This is a genomic window from Sporolactobacillus pectinivorans (assembly GCF_002802965.1).
Lineage (GTDB): Bacteria > Bacillota > Bacilli > Bacillales > Sporolactobacillaceae > Sporolactobacillus > Sporolactobacillus pectinivorans.
On the sequence record NZ_NXGA01000001.1, the window covers coordinates 1,590,839 to 1,611,281 of the forward strand.

A 20,443-nucleotide genomic window follows, 5' to 3' on the forward strand; every position below is an offset into this window, starting at 1 on the left:
AAAAAGTTTTGTCATAAGTTAGCAGCATGGCAGCACATTGCTAAAGTTTTACGGAAAAGGGTGTATTCATTCATGAACTTTATTCATTTGATCGTTGCCGAACTGAAGGCAATTGTCTCCAAACCGCATAATATCGTTGTCATGGTTGCGGTTATGTGCGTTCCGCTTTTGTATGCCGGAATGTTTCTTTATTCATTCTGGGATGCATTCGGCAAGACGGGTAATCTTCCTGTTGCCGTTGTCAATCAGGATAGCGGCGCGGAGATTGCGGGGAAACAAATTAACGCCGGGAGCGACCTGGTAAAAAATCTGAGAAAGAATACTGATTTTAAATGGCAGTTTGTCAGTGAAAAAGAAGCTCAGGACGGTTTCAAAAACAACCACTATTTCATGACAGTCCGGATTCCAGCGTCTTTCTCAAAGAATGCGACAACGCTGATGGATCAGCAACTGAAACCGGCTAACATCGATTATCGAATCAACGCCGATTACAACTTCATTTCCTCAAGAATGGCGGACATGGGCCTGCTGCAACTGAAAGAGCGCGTCTCCAATGAAATAACCAAAACATATGCTCAATCGATGTACGCGCAGATTAATAAACTCACCGGTGGCTTAAAAGATGCAGCCAATGGTTCAAAGACACTGGCAAGCGGAAGTAAAAAAGAAGTCGATGGACTGAACACGCTAAAAAGCGGATTCAAAGATATGATGAACGGCACGAATAAACTGGCCGGCGGATCCGGGAAACTGGCGAGCGGGGCTTCCAGTCTGAATGACGGCCTGAAGCAAGCTGCCGATGGAACGAATCAGTTGTACTCGCAAACAAGTTCCAACAGTGGTAATGTAGCACAGCTGGCCGACGGGGCGAGCAACCTGGCTGATAAACTGGATCAATTAAATAAAGGAGCCGCACAGCTCGCCAGTGGCTCAGGACAACTTACTGGTGGATCAAAATCGCTCACCACTGGGATGAATCAGTATCTGGCCGGTTTGAATCAATTCGAGAAGGGTATGCAGCGGGAAAAAGATGGGTTGGATCAGTTGAATAAACAATTGGCTGCTTCGAAACCGCAAATAGATGCATTAGTGAAAGGAGTTGCCCAGCTCAACACAGGAGCTGATCAATTAGCTTCAGGAATTAGTACTTTGGCCCCTTATGCACACCAGGTTTCTGATGGGGTCAACAATCTGGCTTCCGTTGCTGAACAGTTACCATCTTCAGATCAAATTAATCAACTTAAACAAGGATCATCTAACCTAAAAGAGAGTATAAATCAGATTATTACTGCTGAAGAAAATGGCATTACCGTACCAAACTCAAGTCTCGATGCGCTTAAACAGGGAGCAGCCGCCTTAGACAGTAATATTCAAGGCATTACAGTTCCTTCTATTAACCCAACTGACATTAGTCAACTGGTTAATGGTGCTAGTGAGATTGATAAGGCGTTTAACAATGGTATAAATGGCAATCCAAGTTTAGTCGATGCCTCGGCATCTTTATCAAGTGGATTAAACACTTTAAATGGTAATATGACTACATTTAGTTCACAAAATGAGCAATTATCTGCCGGTGTTGCACAATTAACAACAGGTGTTGATCAGTTAAACAGCGGGCAGCAGGCTTTGCAGTCGAATTTTATTAAACTCGTAGATGGAGAGGCTCGGCTGTCCGGCGGAATGGCCACATTGCAAACAAATCTGGCAAAAGTTCCTGGTGCTACTAAGGCTCTCGGAAATGGTGCCGGTCAACTTGCTGCAGGCAATAGCCAGCTGAACCAGACATGGCCTCAGCTGGTCAATGGCATTCAATCGCTTCAAAGCGGCACGAATCAGCTCGTATCCGGCGGCAATCAGCTGGCAACAAACATGGATACGCTGAACAATGGACTATCAAGTCTATCTAACGGACAGAAGCAATTGTCCAATGGCACGAATCAGCTCACAGCCGGTGCGCAGAAAATTTATGATGGCAATACGAAGCTCGGTAGTAGTCTCTCCGACGCGCACAGTCAGCTGGCTAAGACGCCTACAAATAATGCGCACGCCACGAAGTTTTCTCAGCCAGTGACGACCATTGACGGGTCACATCAGTCCGTCAACACATTCGGATCCGGTTTTGCTCCTTACTTCATCTCGTTAGGCCTTTACGTCGGGGCATTGCTGCTGACAATTATCTATGATCTCGGGAAACCTGCGGGGGTAGCAACGGGTGGATGGAATATCGCATTAAGCAAATTTTTCATTACGATCCTGATGTCAATCGGGCAGGCCTTGTTGATCGACGTGGTTGTTCTGATGGCCCTAGGCCTTCATGTCAATAATTCTGTAGTGTTTATCGGATTTACGATTTTGACAAGTATGAGTTTTATGGCGATCATTCAGTGGCTGGCTGGTTCATTCAACAATGAGGGCCGGTTTGCCTGCATTGTCATCCTGATTTTCCAGCTTGTGACCAGCGGTGGTGCTTATGCAATTGAGCTGATACCGAAATGGCTTCAGTCCGTTTCACATGTGCTGCCAATGACGTACAGTGTCAACGGATTCAGAAATATCATCGATGGACACCAGCATCAAATGTTTGTTCAGAATACCACGGCACTCGTTGTGTTCGTTCTCGTAGGTTTGGCATTGAGCATTATTACGTTCTCAATTAAATTCTACCTGAACCAAGACAAAACAAGATCGATGAATCATACTTCTGAATCATCGGTGGAATCCTGATCAATAAAAAATTTTTAATGAACCACCTTTATGAAGTGTGAAGGTGGTTTTTTATTGCTAAAAATACAAAAGAGAAGCTTTGCCCGGTTTGTTCTGCGGAAAAAGCTTCTCTTTTGTATTAATGAATATCCGGACATAGTTCTATAACTCAGATTCGGATATACGTGATTCCTGAACAATGACCCAATCACAAATCTTCCGTTCTTCCGACATATATGATCTCAAGCTTGCCATCGCGATAGACCAATTTGGTTACGCTTGTATTCGGGATCGGAGGCAGGTGGGTCTCTTTTTTGACCAGAGTATAGACGACACTGTTGATGAACATGCCATGGCTGACGGCAAGGATACTCGATTTTCCTGAAGAAGCAAATACATTAAAAATGCGTTCCAACCTGACACGGACGTCTTCGAAGCTTTCGCCGTATCCAGTCGTGTCCAGTTTTTTCAAAGTGGAAAGACCCTCGAGCCGTATTTCATCCGGTGCGCTGCCATTAAGTTCCGCGTTGCCTGATGCTTCGCCGGCGCGCCCCCATACGGCATCGTTCGGCTCGCCTTCAAACATGCCGAAGCTTGTTTCACGAAGATCCGTAGTCTCAATCACAGGGAGATCAGGATTTGCCGAACGGGAAAGAAGCAGGCGAGTGGTTTTAACAGCCCGGCTCAGATCACTCGTATAAACCGCGTCAAAAGTGATGCCCTCCTGCTTGAACCGTTCACCCAGTTCTTTAGCCTTCTGTTCACCCTCGCGCAAAAGCGGAGTGTCCGAGATCCCCTGAACTTTATCTAATAAATTAAAAAGTGTCCGTCCATGTCTGACCAGATAGATTGTTGTCATCCGCGTGTCCTCCCGACTGTCGTTGATGGCTGCTCTGTAAACTGGCGGTGCCTGTACAGCAGCTGACAAAAATAGCTTAGCTTAAATCCGGTCTTCTTGCAAAGAAAAACAGAAATAAGGTACCCACAGTTAAATCAAATCATTCAATCGATACCAGGGCAAACGCATTAGAAATTCTGATTGATCGCGTGCTACAATGAGTGCAACAAATGAATTATGAACGATCCGAGAGGCGATAAGCCAGCGCAAGCACCGTTTTTAAATAGGGAAAATCAAAACCTGCTTTTAACCGCTTTCCTCGAATACTCCGCTTACTCGTTGTCTCCTGCTTCAGTAAATTGACCACGCATCGGCGCAGCAGAGCCATATTCTGCGCACTATTTTTCAGACGCATGCGCTGCTCGTCCTCTCGGAACGTGACATCGAGCACGTGATGAAGTCCATTTTCGATCTGCCAGTGCTGGCGCACGGCTTTAGCGAATGTTTTCGCATCGCTGGAAAGTGAGGATAGATAGAACCGGCGTTCCACGCTGACCTGATCACCAGTCTGCCGTTCAGACTCAACCACACCGACACTTTTAAGTCCTTTCCATTCCTCTTTTTGATCCAAAAAATCAATGGCGTCGGTCGTCCAGTAACGGCGGACATCGACACGACCATGACCTTTTTCGACCTGTTTATAGAAGCTGTGCGGGACATCCTTAAACGCATTTTTCTGTGCGTCTTCCAGATACAGTCGGACGTCTTCATGGAGCGTGGACTGGTTGCCTTTCAGAGCCAGCACATAATCCGCTTCTTTCTCCCTGATCTTGGCGGCAATATCTTTCTGGCAGCCCCTAGCGTCAAGGGTGACCACGCAGCCTTTGAGGTTCAGCAGTTCGAGCAGGTCAGGAATAACGGTGATTTCATTTGTTTTTCCCTCCACTTTTCGCTGAGCCAGTACCGCCTTTTGTTCGGTCGCCCATGCGCATAAGGTATGAATCGCTCGCTTGTTAGCCGCACGGTGATGGGAGCCACGCAGTGTTTTCCCATCAATGGCCACTACTTCGCCTTGGGTCAGTGTGTAGACGTCGGCTGTCCAATTCATGAAGCAACGTTCAACAGTCTCAGGATCGAGCAGAGAAAAGACCCGGGCAAAGGTATCATGAGAGGGAATCCCATTGGGCAACTCAAGGAAGCTTTCAAACCATTCTTTACGGGCATGGCCGAATTCTTCCATATCGGTAAACGAATCAATCGCACAAATCGTCGCGGTCAGCGCGATGGTCAGGATATCAATGAGATTATGGCGCAAGTGATTCCCGCTGCGTGGATCAGGGATATCAGAAAGGTGGTCGATCAAATGTTTCGTCATGAGTACATGTCTCCTAAAACGGTCTTTTCTTCACATTTTACCGTTTTTAGGAAGAATATTCCTCATTTTTTAAATGCGTAAGCCCTGCAATCGACACCATATCATCTGGACGATAAACTGAAACCGTTTTAAGATAGAGTAGAATGTAATGATTTACCAACGAGGAGGGGCACTGATGAAATATATCAATAACCGGGATATTCTTGATCAGACGCTTAATTTTGCGTTGGAAGAATACGCCTTGACACACCTGAATATTAATGAGACTTATCTGATTTTTTACCGGATGACCCCGACAGTTATTGTCGGACGGAATCAGAATGCTGTTGAAGAAGTGAATATGGATTATATCCGTTCGCACAAAGTGACGGTGACCCGGAGGCTTTCTGGAGGCGGGGCCGTGTACAATGATCCGGGTAACCTCAGCTTTAGCTTTATCTCCAAAGATGACGGGGACAGTTTTAATAACTACAGGAAGTTCACGGAGCCGGTAATCAGAGCGCTGAAGCATATGGGCATTGATGCAAAGCTGGAAGGGCGCAACGACTTGACAGTGGACGGCAGGAAGATTTCCGGCAACGCCCAGTTTGTGACCCACGGCAGGATTTTCAGCCATGGTACTTTGCTTTTTGATGTCAATCTTGACAATGTTTCAAAAGCGCTGCATCCGGATGCGGAAAAGTATGAATCAAAGGGAATAAAATCCGTGCGGAGCCGTGTGACGAATATCCGTGAACATCTCTTAGAGGATATGGATATTCAGCAATTCCGTGAAACGTTGCTGCACTACATTTTTGAAGGAAACAGCGAGATTCCGGAGTATCATCTGACGGACGAGGATTGGACTAATATTGTTGCTATCGCGCAGCATCGTTACCGCAACTGGGACTGGGTCTACGGAAAGTCGCCTGAATTCAATGTCCGCAAGGCGCACCGGTTCCCCGGCGGGCGGATCGACATTCGTCTGGATGTCAAAAAAGGCGTGATTGAAACGGCGTCTATTTACGGTGACTTTTTTGGGGTTGAAGATGTTTCCGATATTGAAAAACTGCTGGTCGGCACAAAATATGAGCAGGACGATGTCACTGAAAAACTCAAGACAGTAGATGTGCACCTGTATTTTGGAAAAATCGGCCTTGAGGATCTGCTTTCTGTCCTCTTCTGAACCCGTCTATACTAATGCCAGCGCCTACACCCTGGTTCAGAGAAACATTCGCCTGCCATTAAGTGAGCGATCTTTGATTATGGCTATCTTTATTTTTATGTGACGATCAGTACAAGGTGAAAAAATCGACATAAACGGCGTGAGAATCGACGGAACCCGGGGAAAAATCGACACAAACGATGTAAGAATCGACGAAACCCGGGAAAAAATCGACACAAACAGTGTGAGAATCAACATTAACTTTAGAAAAATCAACAATGCGTTCCTCGCAGTAATTCTACTTGCATCTGATGCGACAAATGCAGCACACCGCAATTATCGCATCACTGGAACGAAATGCTTTTTGGCCGGTTTTTCTAGGGCTTGTTCTAAACGGCCTCGGGAAAGATTAAATTTAAAGTAGTCAGTCCAATTTCTTCATGACTGAGTTTTCCCGGGAGACGGGAGGAGGAGTTCTTTTGAAAAAAATCGGCTGGGGTTTTACGTCAGTTTATGGTGTGTATCTAGCGTTCATGGCCGCCTACTTCTTTATATGGGCGAAGGCGGGTGTTCCGCCGAATGCTAAGGGAACGCCGGCAGATCCTTCTTTGTTTATGAACGCTCACCAGCTGGCTGAAAGTGCCCGCTACAACGCATGGCGCCATTTCATTTCGTTTGCTGCTATTCCGCTTGAGTGGGGTGTTTATCTATTTGTATTAATCTCCGGTTTCTCACGCGGGCTAAGAAATTGCTCCGAACGTTTGTCCCGTCTGTTTATTGTACAGATGTTTTTCTGTTTTGCGGTAGTGTCTCTCGTTTCTGCGGCTGCCTTTTTGCCGGTTAATTTTATCACTTACAGAATGTCTGTTCACTATGGGATATCGGTTCAGTCGATTCAGGGCTGGCTGAGGGATCAGGAAATCAGTTTTGCCATCGACAGCCTGATCGGTTTTATTACGCTTGCGGCAGTGTTTTTTTTCATTCGCAGAAATCCCCGAAACTGGTGGCTTCCCGTGTGGCTGCTGGCCGTTCCGTTTATTGTTTTCATGATGTACCTGCAGCCGGTCGTGATTGACCCGCTGTATAATCATTTTCAGAGCCTGCAGAATGGCCAGCTGAAACAGGAAATTCTGGGTCTGGCAACACGCGCCGGAATCCCTGCGAACAATGTCTATGAAGTGGACATGTCAAAACAGACGCATGCCATGAACGCCTATGTCACCGGCGTTGGCTCGAACCTGCGCATCGTCCTCTGGGATACAACTGTTCATCAGCTGAGCAGACCCCAAGTGCTGTTTATTATGGCGCATGAAATGGGACATTACGTGATGCACCATATTCTCTGGGGAATGGTCTTAGCGTTGGCAGGGCTCCTGATTGGCCTTTTTTTGGCAGCAAAACTTCTGGTCTGGATTGTGGAACGCTGGGGTGCGCGGCTGAATCTTTCGCATCCCGGCGATCTGGCGGCACTGCCGCTCGTCCTGCTTCTCTTTGCCACGCTGTCCTTTGCCGGTGAACCGGTGCAAAATGCAATCTCCAGGCAATTCGAGCATTCGGCGGATAGTTACGCAATCCATATGACGAAAAATCGTACAGCTGCTATTTCCTCTTTTCAAAAACTATCTGCGGCCAGCCTCGGCGAGATCAACCCGCCGGCGCTTGTCAAATGGGTTCAGTACGATCACCCGACAATGCTTGAGCGAATAAATTATTTTGAACATGTGAACTTAAAAAAATAGAAATTGCTTTCGGAAGCGTTTCGAATGCAGGAAAAATTAGCTTGAATACATCTTTTTTCTTTAATTGTTTGTGCTAAACTAGAATTGGTGTAAGATCCGGCAACCTTGAGAAAAAACGAGGCCCCGATTCTTCCGCCGTTGAAATCAGAAAGAGAATAGAGGAATTTATGATGACGAATGAGAAAAAAACGGTCGCCGTGCTTTATGGCGGAAAATCAACGGAGTATGAAATATCTCTTCTGACCGCATTTTCCGTGATCAACGCGATGGATCTCGAACATTATCGGGTTCTGCCTGTCCACATACAGCAGGACGGCCGCTGGATTACCGGCTCGGAAATTACGAAGAAACTCGAATACAGGGATCAGCTGCTTCTTTCTGAAAACCGCTCGATCGAAGCTCAGGCCGAACACTGGCTTGCCCCTTCTTCACCCGCCCTTGGGAATAAACGGCCGGATGTCATTTTTCCGCTGCTTCATGGACCAAACGGGGAGGACGGCACAGTGCAGGGCCTCTTTGAATTGTTGAATATTGCCTATGTCGGTTCAGGAGTCGCCGGCTCAGCTGTAGCTATGGATAAGGTGCTCATGAAGGACGTCTTTGCCGCACATCATATACCGGGTCCGAATTATTTATCCGTTATCCGCTACGAATGGGAAACCGATGCACCGTCAGTCATTCTCAAAGTCAAAAATACAATCGGATATCCCTGCTTCATCAAGCCCGCAAACTGCGGCTCAAGTGTCGGTATCAGCCAGTGCCTCAGTGAAACCGAGCTCTCGGCATCCGTGACAGAAGCATTCCGTTTTGATACAAAAGTCATTATCGAAGAAAAAGTTACCGGACGTGAAGTTGAAATCGGCGTGATCGGCAATCACGATCTCTCAGTTTCTGTTCCCGGCGAGATCAAAACCAAGAATGCCGCCTTTTATGATTATCAGTCAAAATACGTTGAGGGTAAAAGTACCCTAGTCATTCCCGCTGATTTGCCTGAAAAGGTCAAAGCGGAGCTTGAGGATGTCGCGAAGCGTGCTTACAATGCACTAAGTCTCTCAGGACTTGCTCGTGTCGATGTCTTTATCCGTGAAAAAGATCAGCGTGTGATTGTCAACGAAGTGAACACGATGCCTGGATTTACCCAGTTCAGCATGTTTCCGCTGCTGTGGAAGCATACAGGGCTGTCTTACGGGAAGCTGATTGAAAAACTGATTGATCTCGGGATTGAAAGACACAATGAGAAACAAAAAATTCAGTATCGGATTGACCATTAAAATTAAACATTTACAGTCCTGCAGAAATAGGCAGTAAAAAAAAGATCCCCGGAATGCGGGGATCTTTTTACTGCTGAATAGCACGATGTTTTAGTGAAGAATCTGGATAGTGACGGTTCTTACTCCGAAATTCAGCGCTGCAGCATTATTTGAAAAGTGAATGTCAATCCGGTTTCCCGTAATGCTACCACCGGTATCGGCGGCAAGGTAGACTCCGTAACCCGGAATCATGACGTGTGAACCAAGTGGAATCACACTAGGATCGACAGCAATGACTTTGGCGTTTGGGTTTCCACTGAAATCAATCCCGGTGGCTGAGGTCCCGCTCAGTGCGTAACCTGTTGCCGTTACGGTCAAAGATTGAGAAGTTCCTCCAGCCTGCACAGTGTTTTTCTGGGGTTGGGGTTTATAAACTACATTTTCTACAACCGGAGCCCGTTTTTCCTGTGCCTTTTTTTGGATCGCTGCTTTGCTGGACTGCTCAGCTCTTGCTGCTTCTACCTTGGCTTCGGCAGCCCTTTGTTCCTGTTTCTGATTTTCTATTAACTTTTGCACATATGCCCTGACTGCGTTCGTGTTGCGGTAGACATCATAAGGTGCTGTTTCCGTATCGGTTCCGACGATGCTGTTTTCCGTAATCTTTTGATCAGCCTGAAACGAGCTGACAGCTGCTGCTGTGAGTTCTCCGAAAACCCCGTTATCGCTGCCGTTGTAATAGCCAAGCGCATGAAGCGCATCCTGAAGCTTTTTAACAGTGGACCCTGCGTCCCCTTGTTGAAGCAAACCGTTTCTGAATATACTGTTATTTTCATTGCTGCTTGTTTGCTCAGCCGGTTTTTTTAAACCGAATCCGACTGCGCCCGATTTGGATTCAGGATTTTTTTTGATCATGTGACTATCATTTGTACTGCTCGTCTTGGCCCAGACGATCGTTGTCGGTGCGAGAATTCCGATGCACACCGTCAGGCTTGTTACCGCCGTCAGCCTTTTAATGATATTCATATAAGTAAAAACCTCCTTAGTGTGCAAGACGTGTTTCTCACATGTCTTGCACCCAACGGTAATTGTAAGTGTTGAATATCTCAGGGGTGTTTTAGGGACATTACATTCTTGTAACAACGAGATAGGCTAAATTGATTTTGTCAAGAGCTATTTCGCCATTTTTTGCACTTTATTTATTGTAAAATTTACCACATCCTTAATGAAGGTAAAACAGCTAGCGGAAGGATCCATTTCTTGTCGAAGAAAGTCTGATGCACTTCTGTCTGGCTGATCCTTCTTTTTTGATCTATGATAATAAGTAGCAAAACAAAAAAAGTGATGATGGTAATAGGGGGAGAAAAAGTGGAAGCGAAAAAGGTCAGTGAATCACGTTCGGTGACGTCCATCCACGTTATGCCGAACGATACAAATAATCACGGCACATTCTTTGGCGGGAAATTGATGATGTATGTAGATAATATTGGAGCGATCGCGGCTACGAGGCATTGCCGTCAGCTTGTTGTCACAGCTTCAATTGATTCTGTTGACTTTCTTCATCCGATTAAAGCAGGATCTTCAGTATGCCTTGAGGCAATTGTTACCTGGACACATCACACGTCTATGGAGGTATTTGTAAAAATAGTTACTGAGGATCTGATGACCGGGGAACGGACACTGTGCACGACTTCTTTTCTGACGTTTGTCGCTATCGGAGCGGATGGCAAAGTCCAGCCCGTTCCGAAAGTGATTCCGGAAACAGAGGAAGAGAAGATGCTGTATAACTCAGCTGAGAGGCGCTATTTGCATCGAAAAGAAAGAAGAAGTGAGACTAAGGCTTTTGTCTCAAAGCTAACCTTGAATAAACCTTGGGAGCGGAACTAAAGAAATAGAGGTGCTTCAGGCAAGACATAGAAGATCAACAATTGCTTAGAAGCCTCACCCAATGGGCACCCAATGGGCACCCATTGGGCACCCATTGGGAAGATAAATTAACGTCCACACACATATTGTCACCATGCATAATATGTAGTGTTGAGCTGGGGTAACCGCTCAAAAACTATTGGTTAAAGGGGCGAGTGACGATATGGGTGCATCTTACGGCGGATCCGGCAGTGGATTTGCATTAATCGTTGTTTTGTTTATCTTGCTGATTATCGTGGGCACAGCCTTCGTTTATTGATGAGCTTCGGCTCTAAAATGCCACATCTGCTAAAATACCCGCCGACATTTCGATTGTCAGCGGGTATTTTTTCTTCAACAATAAGGACAGGTCAATGGAGAACAGGATCAGAGGGTACGGTCTGCTGCCTGTTTACGGCCGATAAAGCCGCGAAGGCGTGCGAACACCGGAATCATTAGAATCGTCAGCGCTACACCTTTAAGCAGATTAAAAGGAGCCACACCGTAGACGATCAGTGTCAGCAGGCTTCGGATGCCGTGATTTGCGCTCTGGGCCATTGAAACGGCAGTATTTATACTGAATCCTAGAAACATGGCATATCCGGGAAAGATTAAATAATAATTAGCAATAGACATGATAATGGTCATTGCGAGGGTTCCGACAATCATCCCGGTAACGAGCGAGAGCGCTGAACGTTTCCTGCGGTAGAAAAGCCATGATACGACAATCAGTATCGACCCTGCTGCAAAATTAGACATTTCTCCAATTGGGACAACGGTCAGAGAACCCGCCAAGAGAACATGAAGAATATTTTTGATCGCTTCGATGGCAATTCCGGCAACCGGACCAAGTATCATTGCACCGATCAGCGCCGGCAGATCACTAAAATCGAGTGTCAGAAAGCCCGGGATCATGGGCACCGGGAAAGCAATCAGCATAATTAAAAATCCGATTGCTGACAATAATGAAACGAGAATCATTTTCTTTAGCGATGAATGAGTCATCCAAACCACCCCATAAATATGTTTTTTGGGGACGATGCTTAACGCTCTTTGCTGCTTTGCTTCAGAATGTCCGGCAATAACGGCGATTCCTTAAGTAATAGCCATCGTGAAACCGGCTGGTCACTCCATTTCAAAATAAAAGCCCAAAGGATTTTTCCCTTGGGCTTATTTTCAGATGAAATGATTGCACAATCAAACAAAACCGCCATCGGATCTGCTCAATGCAAACAGAAGGCGAAGAACTGCGCCATGACATCATCCTTCTTTCATCCAGACTCTACTGTCGGTTCCGGCTTCTTACCGGATCAACCTTTCGGCTTGCGGACTTTGGCATCTTTCATCCAATACCGCCGGTCGGGAATTTCACCCTGCCCTGAAGGAACTTGCTATTCAATTAACAAATCTATCTTACACGTTTTTCTTTTCCGGAGCAATACTTTTTACTTGTGGTAAAAATAATCGATGAAATAAAAGAAGGGCAGCCTGAAAATCGGGGCTGCACTCTTGAAGCACTTATATGAAATGGTCAAGCACTAATCCGATGGAAAGCAGGAGACCAAACAGCGTGGTCATCTGAGCCGTGGCTTTCATCGCAGGCATCAGTTGAACCGCCCTTGTTTTCCCGCGGAAAAGTTTGGTAGCCTGGATAGCTTTTGGAAGGCTGGCAAATACGATCAGCAACCAGGCCGATTCTACTTGAAAAATCATCAAGCCGATGATCCACAAATAAGAAAGGGCAAAAAGGGCAGCCAGCAGATTAATTGCCCGTGAGCGTCCAAGCAAAATCGGCAGCGTTTTCCGCCCTTTTTCCTGATCGCCCGACAGATCCCTTATGTTGTTGGCCATATTGATGCCTCCGACCAAAATGCCAATGGGCACAGATATCAGTACCGTGTTGAGTGTCAGAGTCTCTGCCTGAACAAAAAAGGAGATCCATATGATAAATACACCCATGAATAATCCGGACGCCAGCTCACCGAACGGCGTGTAGGCAATGGGATAAGGCCCGCCGGAATACAAATAACCGGTGAGAATGCATATTGTGCCTGCAAGTGCAATCCACCAGCTGCTTTCAAAGCAGATATAGATTCCAATCAGCATGGCGATCAAGCAGAGCAGGCGGGCCAGATTCAGTATAGTTTTTGGGTGAAATCCATCGCGCACTATACTGCCGCCGATCCCGACAGATTCAGAAGTGTCCAGTCCTCTTTTATAGTCAAAGTATTCATTAAAGAGGTTGGTCGCAATTTGTATCAGCATGGATGCAACCAGCATCGCGATAAAGAGGAGTATATCCGGTTTCTTCATTGGGAGGACAAGAGCGGTACCGAGCGCAACAGGAACAAAAGAAGCAGTCAGGGTATGTGGCCTGATCATTTTCCACCATTTTCTGAAACCGGTATTCTTTTCAAGTTCCTGATCGTCCATCGCTTAATCTCTCCCAGCCATTAATAGATTCATTGATTCAATATATTTTGACACTAAATCGACAAGAATAATTAATTTTAGTGTATGGAAATCTACGAAAACTGTCAATACCATGCACTCCGGGTGTAAAAAATATTAGTGGCGATATGGAAAGACGAAGTGTGAAACTGGATAGTGATCAGGCAGGTCTGAAAAGGGAAGGCAAATCAAGAAAGCGGATCATTCGAATTGTAGAACGAAGAGAAGATATAACGAAAAAAAGTCACGAACGTGAAGCGGGAACAACGTCAGGCTGCAAGGATGGTAAGGACTGAGGAAAACGTGTATTAAGCAGGGATCGGAGTGTTTCGCATTCGACCCCGCTCAAGGTAATGCCGCGTCTCATCTTTTTTCTGTCCGGAGCCCAGCTTCGAATGTCATACTTAGCGTCGCGGTCATTCCAGCTGACAAGGTTCAGCTCTTTCGTCCAGCCACCGGATTCTTTGGCGATCACGCCAAAATGCTGAATCAAATTGAACCGCACTTCTGATTTTGTTTCTGCCATATAATCACCTCATAGATTTGTTTTGAACAAATGTTCTGATAACAGAATATCAGGCGAACAAGCGTTCTGTCAATATACTATTGCGGTAATCTGAATAAAATTTGCAAATCCACCTACCAGACACAATTTGCTATAATAAAGCAAGATGAAATATTTTTTCCAGCATTTAAGGCACGGCAAATGGGGGAGTCAGATGCTTCGTTACACACTCGCATTTATCAGGAATAACGGGAAAATACTGATGATTAACAGGGAAAAGAATCCGTGGCAGGGGGCCTGGAACGGCGTCGGCGGGAAACTTGAACCCGGTGAATCTCCGGAGGAATGTGTCATCCGGGAGATTGGGGAAGAAACAGGGATCAGAATCATGTACCCGCTGTTCAGGGGGATTGTGACCTGGAATCCGGATCAGGAAGATCCGCAAGGGATGTATGTCTTTGTCGCTGAGGTCCGGGATTTGAACGGAATTGATACGCCCAAGGGAACACGCGAGGGAATCCTTGAATGGAAAACCGAGGAATGGGTGCTGTCCGAGAACAACTTCGGAACAGTGCCGACGCTTAGGGTTTTTATGAAAGACGTTCTCGATATTGGAAGGCATCATCCGGTTGACTATCATTGTACTTTTGAGCATGATCGAATTGTCCGTACGGAAATCAGGACGCTGCCTATTAAGATCCGATAAATATTCTTCGAATCGATCCGGCCGGTAAATTCACATGAAGAAAAATCGATAAAATCTAGTGAGAACCGATAAATTGTTCTGGAACGGCTGATTAAATTTCTAGGCATGATATTTTTGCTGCAAGGGTCAGAACCAACGTTAATATATAATCATTATAGATCATGAAAAAACCCGGCCTGCGCCGGGCTTTTTCAGCAGATCATTTATTGATGCACCATATCCTGAGCAGGGAGATCTGCGGTGCAATGCGGACACTTTGTTGCTCTGAGAGGAATGAGAGACAGGCAGTAAGGGCAAGTTTTTGTCGTTGGCGACGCAGTTTTTTTGTGTGAAGCTTTGTCCACAATTTTAACGGCGAAAAAGATAATGAGAGCGATAATCAGAAAATTAATTACGGTATTTAGAAAAGTTCCATAGTTGATCGTTGGCGCGCCTGCTCTTTGAGCAGCTGCCAGGCTGCCATATGCATGACCGGACAGATTGATGTACAGGCTGCTGAAGTCTACCTTGCCGAGCAGAAGACCGATCGGAGGCATGACGATATCTTTGACCAGTGAATTGATGATCTGTCCGAAAGCGGCACCGATAATGACTGCGACAGCGAGATCAATGACATTGCCGCGCGACAGAAATTTTTTAAACTCAGCCAATGTTTTCAATTGCGACCCCTCCGGATTCTTCTACTTTGTCCTACTCAGCGTAGTGACCAGACATATATGAAAAAAGCATAGCATGATGGCCAAAAAATGAAAAGAGCCACCGGCCGCGGAAGTGGTGCTGAGTAGAAAAAAAGATAATGCACATGCTAACCGCAGGGGGGCTGGTCCATGTGAATAATAGAAAATTAATCTATCTTGCATGTCTGGCGCTGGCGTTCGCCGTTGTTTTCTGTGAACATCATCCGGGCGTAAAAGTCAGTGCAAAAGCGAATAAAGCAGAAAAACTGGTTGTTCCACTGATCAACGCTGGCAATGAAGAGGTCGGTGAAGCCGTCCTGACCGAAACGGCGAAGGGTGTCCGGATTTCTTTGCATGCTGAAGGGCTGAGGCCCGGAATCCATGCCATCCATTTTCATGAAATTGGGAACTGTACACCACCGGATTTTATGTCCTCGGGCGAACATTTTAATCCGGAACACAAACACCATGGATTGAAAAATCCAATGGGTCCTCACGCAGGGGATATGCCCAACATCTTTGCCGACAGGCATGGAATTGTCGAAACGGTCATTTTCAACCCGCGTGTGACGCTGAAGAAAGAGAAAGAGAACTCGCTTCGTGATGCCGACGGATCGGCGCTGATCATACATGAGTTCGGAGATGATCAACTATCGGATCCGTCAGGAAATTCGGGGAAACGTGTGCTTTGCGGTGTTATCCGCTAATGACGAATATCAAAGAGGCTGTCTCGTCAGTCGATTTTTGCGACCGTGAAACAGCCTTTTTGTATCTTAAGAAAGTATAAAAAGTCGTAGAAAATGGCGGCAACGGCCGTTATATTTTTACATCTTGTTAGGTGCTTGATAGGTGCTTGCCAATCGATAGATTTTCTTTATTCAGCCAGCAGTGAGAGTCCGCCATCTACGGTGATCGTTTGTCCGCGAATCATGAAAGCCGCCGGTGTACATAGGAAATAGACGGCTTCCGCCAAATCTTCAGGCTCAACAATCCGGCCGGCCGGATTGTGTTTTGCTGCCTGTTCCAGCAGTTCTTCGCGGTTCGGAAAGTGTTTCAGCGCATCTGTATCAACGGCGCCGCCGGAGACCGTATTGACCGTAATTTTCATTGAGGCGAGTTCGACGGCGAGATAGCGTGTGATGGCTTCAACAGCCGCTTTTGAAACGCCCACTACAACATAATTGGGAAGTGCCCGGACCGCGCCCAGGCTGGAGAGGGCAACGATGTGCCCGCTGCCTGTCCGCTGCATCCGCTTGGCGGCCTGCTGAGCAGCGAACAAGTAAGCCTTGGCGTTGATGTCTTCCGTCCAGTCCCAGTGCTTTTCTTGGATCTCCATCAGTGGACGCTGCACACCGGATGCGGCGTTATTGACGAATACATCCAACCGTCCGAAGGCCTGATCTGCTGCTTTAAACAATTGATTGATCTGTTCCAGTTCACCGACATTCGCTTTGACGATTTTGACCGAAACGTCGTATTTGTCTTCGATTTCAAGCTTTGTCTGTTCGGCATTGCTTGCTTTCCGCGCATAATTCAGGACCAGATTATAGCCATTCCGGGCAAACTTTTCGGCAATTGCTTTGCCTATACCTCGGGTTCCTCCCGTAATCAACGCAACTTTTTTATCCATATCGGATCCCCCTTCAAAACCTTGGCCGGAAAAAAAGCGTGGAACGGGAATGTTGTCCCACACCTGCCCCCCGGATGTCTAACTTTCTCTGATGTTACAAGTATAGCAAAGTCTTTAAAATTCGGGCAAGATGTTACAGTACAAATACGCTGCGGGAACTGCAATTCCGAATGGTTTTTCTGAGGCGATCTCAAAAAACCACAGATAGGTGATGATATGCTAAAATGATGAGTGTGCAAAACATCACAAGGAACCGTATACATAAATCTGGTGAAACAGGAAAGGAAGAGTGGATGATGTCTTCAATAGAATGGGAAACGATTGAGAACTACGACGAAATTATTTTCGAACGTTACGAAGGCATTGCCAAAATCACGATTAACCGCCCGCAAGTCCGCAATGCTTTCACACCGAAAACAGTCATGGAAATGATCGACGCTTTTTCGAGAGCCCGGGATGATGCAAGCGTCGGCGTCATTGTTCTGACCGGCGCCGGAACGCTGGCATTCTGTTCAGGGGGTGACCAAAAAGTCAGAGGCAATGGAGGCTACGTTGGCAGCGATCATATCCCGCGGCTGAATGTGCTGGATCTGCAGCATCTGATCCGCATCATTCCGAAGCCGGTGATTGCGATGGTAGCCGGTTATGCGATTGGCGGGGGTAATGTGCTGCAGGTTGTCTGCGACCTGACAATTGCTGCGGATAATGCTGTTTTTGGACAGACCGGGCCAAAAGTCGGCAGTTTCGATGCGGGCTACGGTGCGGGCTACCTGGCGCGAATTGTCGGTCAAAAGAAAGCGCGTGAAATTTGGTATCTGTGCCGGCAGTATAATGCGCAGCAGGCTCTTGACATGGGGCTCGTCAACACGGTTGTCCCTCTGGAAAACCTTGAAGAAGAAACGGTCAAATGGGCAAAAGAGATGCTCTCGAAGAGCGCAACTGCGCTGCGTTTCCTGAAAGCTTCTTTCAATGCGGACACGGACGGGCTTGCCGGACTTCAGCAATTGGGCGGAGACGCGACGCTTCTCTATTACACGACCGATGAGGCAAAAGAGGGGCGGGACGCATTTAAGGAGAAACGCGACCCCGATTTCAGTAAATATCCGAAATTTCCTTGAAAAGGGGCGCGTGAACGATGCAGGAAGCGATCATGCCGAACTGGCTGAAGCAGCGCGCGGATCTGACGCCTGACCGGACAGCCTTCGAGACAAATGAGCAGCGCATCTCCTTTCTCAAGTTGTGGGATCGCGTTCTGGTACTTACAGGAAAGCTGGCATCACTGGGCATTCAAAAGGGGGACCATGTTGCCCTGCTGAGCGAAAACAGCCTGGATCTGGTCTGCTTTTTTCATGCGCTGATGGCCCTTGGCGCTGTGGGTGTCCCGCTGAACATCCGGCTAAGCCCGGAAGAGCTGGCCTGGGAGACAGAGGACAGCGAGGCAAGATGGCTGATCTGCGATGACGCAGATCAGCCTCTGGAACCTGAGATCATGAAGGGGACCCGGTCTTTTAACTGGATCACGATGAATCATGTCAAACAGCAGCCTCAGGCAGATGCCACACTTCAGCATTCATTTCATCTGGGTGATCCGTGCACGATAATTTACACTTCTGGGACAACGGGCAGACCCAAGGGTGTTGTCCTGACTTATGGAAATCACTGGTGGAGTGCCGCCGGATCTGCCCTGAATCTCGGATTGGCAGATACAGATAAATGGCTTTGCTGCGTGCCGCTTTTTCACGTCAGCGGACTGTCCATTATTATGAAGAATATCATTTATGGGATGCCGGTTTTTCTCTTGAAAAAATTTGATCCTCATGCAGCAAACCGCGTCATCTGTCAAAATGGCGTGAGTATGGTTTCAGTAGTTGCCAATATGCTGAGACGGATGCTGGACGATCTCGGAACAGAGCGCTATCCGGCTGCTTTCCGCTGTATGCTGCTCGGCGGCGGGCCGGCACCGCTGCCGCTTCTCAAGCACAGCCGTGAGAAAAAAATACCGGTTTATCAGACATACGGGCTGACAGAAACGGCCTCGCAGATGGTGACGTTGCCCCCGGAATTCATGTTTTCAAAATTGGGATCGGCCGGCAAACCGCTTTTCCATGGGGAAATCCGGATTGTCGGAAAGGACCGGGAAGCAAAAAGGGATGAACCCGGTGAGATTTTAGTCAGAGGGATGAACGTAACTCCGGGTTACTGGAATCGTCCCGGGGCAACAGCGAAAGCCTTCAGTAACGGATGGCTGTGCACGGGAGATATTGGCTACCTGGATTCCGATGGTTTTCTTTATGTGCTTGACCGGAGGGATGATCTGATTATTTCCGGCGGCGAGAATGTATACCCGGCAGAAATTGAATCTGTACTGTTTGATTTTCCAGGCGTTGAAGAGGCCGGGGTCGTTGGCGTGAAAAATCAACATTGGGGTGAAGTGCCTTTCGCCTTTATCCATCTTAAGCCCGGCTGTTCCGTCACTGAAGAAGCTTTACTGAACTTTTGCGAAAAAAAGCTTGCGCGGTATAAGCTGCCTGTTGGAATCTGTTTTACCGGACTGCTGCCGCGGAATGCTTCCCGGAAACTGCTGCGGAGAAAGCTGACCGACCGGCTGCCTGAAGAATATTGTCCTTCAAAATGATCTTTCAGCATGTTTAGGGTATGATAGGTTCAGAAGGGTACCCACAAATGAATTCGGAAGAGGGCTGATCGACTTGATTATTGTTTACCTGAGTCTGGCTCTGGTCGCGGCTGCCATTATTGGGTTTGCTATTTCGGCTATGCGAACATTGAAACTGATGAATGGGACAATGGCAAAAGTATCTAAAATCGGTGAGAAAATACGTCGGCAGGCGGAAAAAATTGCTGAAGAAAAAAATACGTTGACGCAGAATCTGTCTGAGATCCAGCTTGATTATATCAAGAAAAAGGAAAAAGTACAGGCAACGTCCCGCCAGGTTCAGCAGGCAGCATTTTTAGTGCAGAAAAATTTTTATCAAGCAAAAATGGCAATAAAAAGTGAAAAAGCGTGAAAAGACATGCTGTCTCTTTCACGCCTTTTTACTGCCGGGATCCGTCTCAACGGTTTTGAAAACGGGAGCAATCTCGATACGTACGTTACCGCGAACGGCCTTCGCCACCATGCAGTCCTGCTCAGCCTGATATATGGCTGAGCGCAGCTTTGACTCGTCGGTGACCTCTCTGTCCAGAAAAATGACGGGCCGGTGAATGACTTTGTCGAAATGCAGCCCGCCTTTTTTTGTGACAATCCCCTCGGATTCAATTGAGAGATGGTCAAAACTGATTTCTTCTTTGCCAAGCCGGATACCCAGTGTGATCATATAGCAGGACGAAAGTGCACTCAGAAGTAATTCATCGGGGTTTGTACCGATGCCGGCTCCCTTCATCGACGGGTCAACAGAAATGTCAGTATCGATGCCTTTTGTTTTGACATGGCCTTGTCCGTCCCAGGAACCTTTCCAGTTGCCCTTCAAGTTAAAAGTGAATCTTTCCATAATACCCATCCTTT

Annotated in this window: 20 protein-coding genes and 1 riboswitch; of the genes, 11 read left to right on the top strand and 9 right to left on the bottom strand. The window is 46.9% G+C overall.

The genetic code is table 11. The features are described 5' to 3' along the window. The first annotated feature begins 72 nt into the window (after positions 1-72). A complete protein-coding gene (locus COP04_RS07665; protein WP_100487428.1) occupies positions 73-2,724 on the top strand; it encodes a YhgE/Pip domain-containing protein in 2,652 nt (883 codons plus the stop codon). Positions 2,725-2,911: 187 nt separating this feature from the next. On the opposite strand, the gene COP04_RS07670 is transcribed toward COP04_RS07665, so the two are convergent. Further along, positions 2,912-3,562 (bottom strand): histidine phosphatase family protein, encoded by a 651-nt coding sequence (locus tag COP04_RS07670; protein WP_100487429.1) that lies wholly within the window; start codon positions 3,560-3,562, stop codon positions 2,912-2,914. A gap of 214 nt (positions 3,563-3,776) precedes the next feature. After that, positions 3,777-4,916, bottom strand: a complete 1,140-nt coding sequence (locus COP04_RS07675; protein ID WP_100487430.1) for an ISAs1 family transposase — start codon at positions 4,914-4,916, stop codon at positions 3,777-3,779. A 175-nt stretch (positions 4,917-5,091) separates the two neighbouring features. Between COP04_RS07675 and COP04_RS07680 the strand changes: the two genes are divergently transcribed. The 3 genes from COP04_RS07680 to COP04_RS07690 all read left to right on the top strand — a co-directional run bounded on the left by COP04_RS07680 (position 5,092) and on the right by COP04_RS07690 (position 9,070). Beyond that, positions 5,092-6,081: a lipoate--protein ligase gene (locus tag COP04_RS07680; protein WP_100487431.1), complete on the top strand. Its 990-nt coding sequence runs from the start codon at positions 5,092-5,094 to the stop codon at positions 6,079-6,081. A gap of 458 nt (positions 6,082-6,539) precedes the next feature. Then, positions 6,540-7,799, top strand: a complete 1,260-nt coding sequence (locus tag COP04_RS07685; protein ID WP_239984802.1) for a M48 family metallopeptidase — start codon at positions 6,540-6,542, stop codon at positions 7,797-7,799. A 170-nt stretch (positions 7,800-7,969) separates the two neighbouring features. After that, positions 7,970-9,070 (top strand): D-alanine--D-alanine ligase, encoded by a 1,101-nt coding sequence (locus COP04_RS07690; RefSeq protein WP_100487433.1) that lies wholly within the window; start codon positions 7,970-7,972, stop codon positions 9,068-9,070. Positions 9,071-9,160: 90 nt separating this feature from the next. On the opposite strand, the gene COP04_RS07695 is transcribed toward COP04_RS07690, so the two are convergent. Then, positions 9,161-10,072: a 3D domain-containing protein gene (locus COP04_RS07695; protein WP_100487434.1), complete on the bottom strand. Its 912-nt coding sequence runs from the start codon at positions 10,070-10,072 to the stop codon at positions 9,161-9,163. Between the two features lie 342 nt (positions 10,073-10,414). Between COP04_RS07695 and COP04_RS07700 the strand changes: the two genes are divergently transcribed. Both COP04_RS07700 and COP04_RS07705 read left to right on the top strand, forming a co-directional pair. Then, positions 10,415-10,933, top strand: coding sequence for an acyl-CoA thioesterase (locus tag COP04_RS07700; RefSeq protein WP_100487435.1), 519 nt, complete (start codon positions 10,415-10,417; stop codon positions 10,931-10,933). Between the two features lie 202 nt (positions 10,934-11,135). Beyond that, entirely contained in the window at positions 11,136-11,231 is a 96-nt protein-coding gene (locus COP04_RS07705) for a YjcZ family sporulation protein (protein ID WP_100487436.1), read from the top strand. A gap of 107 nt (positions 11,232-11,338) precedes the next feature. Here COP04_RS07705 and COP04_RS07710 read toward each other — a convergent pair whose 3' ends face one another. The 3 genes from COP04_RS07710 to COP04_RS07720 form a co-directional block, all read right to left on the bottom strand. Continuing rightward, positions 11,339-11,956 carry an ECF transporter S component gene (locus COP04_RS07710; RefSeq protein WP_100487437.1) on the bottom strand — a complete coding sequence of 206 codons (618 nt, stop codon included), beginning with the start codon at positions 11,954-11,956 and terminating at the stop codon, positions 11,339-11,341. Between the two features lie 254 nt (positions 11,957-12,210). Then, positions 12,211-12,341, bottom strand: a riboswitch (FMN riboswitch). 128 nt (positions 12,342-12,469) lie between these two features. Next, complete coding sequence (locus COP04_RS07715; protein ID WP_100487438.1) at positions 12,470-13,384, bottom strand: 1,4-dihydroxy-2-naphthoate polyprenyltransferase; 915 nt, start codon at positions 13,382-13,384, stop codon at positions 12,470-12,472. 262 nt (positions 13,385-13,646) lie between these two features. After that, entirely contained in the window at positions 13,647-13,928 is a 282-nt protein-coding gene (locus COP04_RS07720; protein WP_100487439.1) for a YdbC family protein, read from the bottom strand. A 193-nt stretch (positions 13,929-14,121) separates the two neighbouring features. Here COP04_RS07720 and COP04_RS07725 point away from each other — a divergent pair, with 193 nt between their 5' ends. Then, positions 14,122-14,613 (top strand): NUDIX hydrolase, encoded by a 492-nt coding sequence (locus COP04_RS07725; protein WP_100487440.1) that lies wholly within the window; start codon positions 14,122-14,124, stop codon positions 14,611-14,613. 203 nt (positions 14,614-14,816) lie between these two features. Here the strand turns inward: COP04_RS07725 and mscL are convergent, their stop codons facing one another. Further along, complete coding sequence (gene mscL, locus COP04_RS07730; RefSeq protein ID WP_100487441.1) at positions 14,817-15,272, bottom strand: large conductance mechanosensitive channel protein MscL; 456 nt, start codon at positions 15,270-15,272, stop codon at positions 14,817-14,819. 170 nt (positions 15,273-15,442) lie between these two features. On the opposite strand from mscL, the gene COP04_RS07735 reads away from it, so the two are divergent. Further along, positions 15,443-15,997: a superoxide dismutase family protein gene (locus COP04_RS07735; RefSeq protein WP_100487442.1), complete on the top strand. Its 555-nt coding sequence runs from the start codon at positions 15,443-15,445 to the stop codon at positions 15,995-15,997. Between the two features lie 167 nt (positions 15,998-16,164). On the opposite strand, the gene fabL is transcribed toward COP04_RS07735, so the two are convergent. Next, positions 16,165-16,920 (bottom strand): enoyl-[acyl-carrier-protein] reductase FabL, encoded by a 756-nt coding sequence (gene fabL / locus COP04_RS07740; protein WP_100487443.1) that lies wholly within the window; start codon positions 16,918-16,920, stop codon positions 16,165-16,167. A 296-nt stretch (positions 16,921-17,216) separates the two neighbouring features. On the opposite strand from fabL, the gene menB reads away from it, so the two are divergent. The 3 genes from menB (at position 17,217) to COP04_RS07755 (ending at position 19,946) form a co-directional block, all read left to right on the top strand. Continuing rightward, entirely contained in the window at positions 17,217-18,038 is an 822-nt protein-coding gene (gene menB, locus COP04_RS07745; protein ID WP_100489588.1) for a 1,4-dihydroxy-2-naphthoyl-CoA synthase, read from the top strand. 17 nt (positions 18,039-18,055) lie between these two features. Further along, entirely contained in the window at positions 18,056-19,555 is a 1,500-nt protein-coding gene (locus COP04_RS07750; protein ID WP_239984803.1) for an o-succinylbenzoate--CoA ligase, read from the top strand. 73 nt (positions 19,556-19,628) lie between these two features. Beyond that, positions 19,629-19,946, top strand: a complete 318-nt coding sequence (locus COP04_RS07755; protein WP_100487444.1) for a hypothetical protein — start codon at positions 19,629-19,631, stop codon at positions 19,944-19,946. An 18-nt stretch (positions 19,947-19,964) separates the two neighbouring features. Here the strand turns inward: COP04_RS07755 and COP04_RS07760 are convergent, their stop codons facing one another. After that, positions 19,965-20,429: an OsmC family protein gene (locus tag COP04_RS07760; RefSeq protein WP_100487445.1), complete on the bottom strand. Its 465-nt coding sequence runs from the start codon at positions 20,427-20,429 to the stop codon at positions 19,965-19,967. Positions 20,430-20,443: the final 14 nt, after the last annotated feature.

What these genes read in the sequence shown, in the direction of transcription:
- COP04_RS07665 (WP_100487428.1), top strand. Translation starts at nt 73, where the DNA reads ATGAACTTTATTCATTTGATCGTTGCCGAACTGAAGGCAATTGTCTCC.
- COP04_RS07670 (WP_100487429.1), bottom strand. Translation starts at nt 3,562, where the DNA reads ATGACAACAATCTATCTGGTCAGACATGGACGGACACTTTTTAATTTA.
- COP04_RS07675 (WP_100487430.1), bottom strand. Translation starts at nt 4,916, where the DNA reads ATGACGAAACATTTGATCGACCACCTTTCTGATATCCCTGATCCACGC.
- COP04_RS07680 (WP_100487431.1), top strand. Translation starts at nt 5,092, where the DNA reads ATGAAATATATCAATAACCGGGATATTCTTGATCAGACGCTTAATTTT.
- COP04_RS07690 (WP_100487433.1), top strand. Translation starts at nt 7,970, where the DNA reads ATGACGAATGAGAAAAAAACGGTCGCCGTGCTTTATGGCGGAAAATCA.
- COP04_RS07695 (WP_100487434.1), bottom strand. Translation starts at nt 10,072, where the DNA reads ATGAATATCATTAAAAGGCTGACGGCGGTAACAAGCCTGACGGTGTGC.
- COP04_RS07705 (WP_100487436.1), top strand. Translation starts at nt 11,136, where the DNA reads ATGGGTGCATCTTACGGCGGATCCGGCAGTGGATTTGCATTAATCGTT.
- COP04_RS07710 (WP_100487437.1), bottom strand. Translation starts at nt 11,956, where the DNA reads ATGACTCATTCATCGCTAAAGAAAATGATTCTCGTTTCATTATTGTCA.
- COP04_RS07715 (WP_100487438.1), bottom strand. Translation starts at nt 13,384, where the DNA reads ATGGACGATCAGGAACTTGAAAAGAATACCGGTTTCAGAAAATGGTGG.
- COP04_RS07720 (WP_100487439.1), bottom strand. Translation starts at nt 13,928, where the DNA reads ATGGCAGAAACAAAATCAGAAGTGCGGTTCAATTTGATTCAGCATTTT.
- COP04_RS07725 (WP_100487440.1), top strand. Translation starts at nt 14,122, where the DNA reads ATGCTTCGTTACACACTCGCATTTATCAGGAATAACGGGAAAATACTG.
- fabL (WP_100487443.1), bottom strand. Translation starts at nt 16,920, where the DNA reads ATGGATAAAAAAGTTGCGTTGATTACGGGAGGAACCCGAGGTATAGGC.
- menB (WP_100489588.1), top strand. Translation starts at nt 17,217, where the DNA reads ATGTCTTCAATAGAATGGGAAACGATTGAGAACTACGACGAAATTATT.
- COP04_RS07750 (WP_239984803.1), top strand. Translation starts at nt 18,056, where the DNA reads ATGCAGGAAGCGATCATGCCGAACTGGCTGAAGCAGCGCGCGGATCTG.
- COP04_RS07760 (WP_100487445.1), bottom strand. Translation starts at nt 20,429, where the DNA reads ATGGAAAGATTCACTTTTAACTTGAAGGGCAACTGGAAAGGTTCCTGG.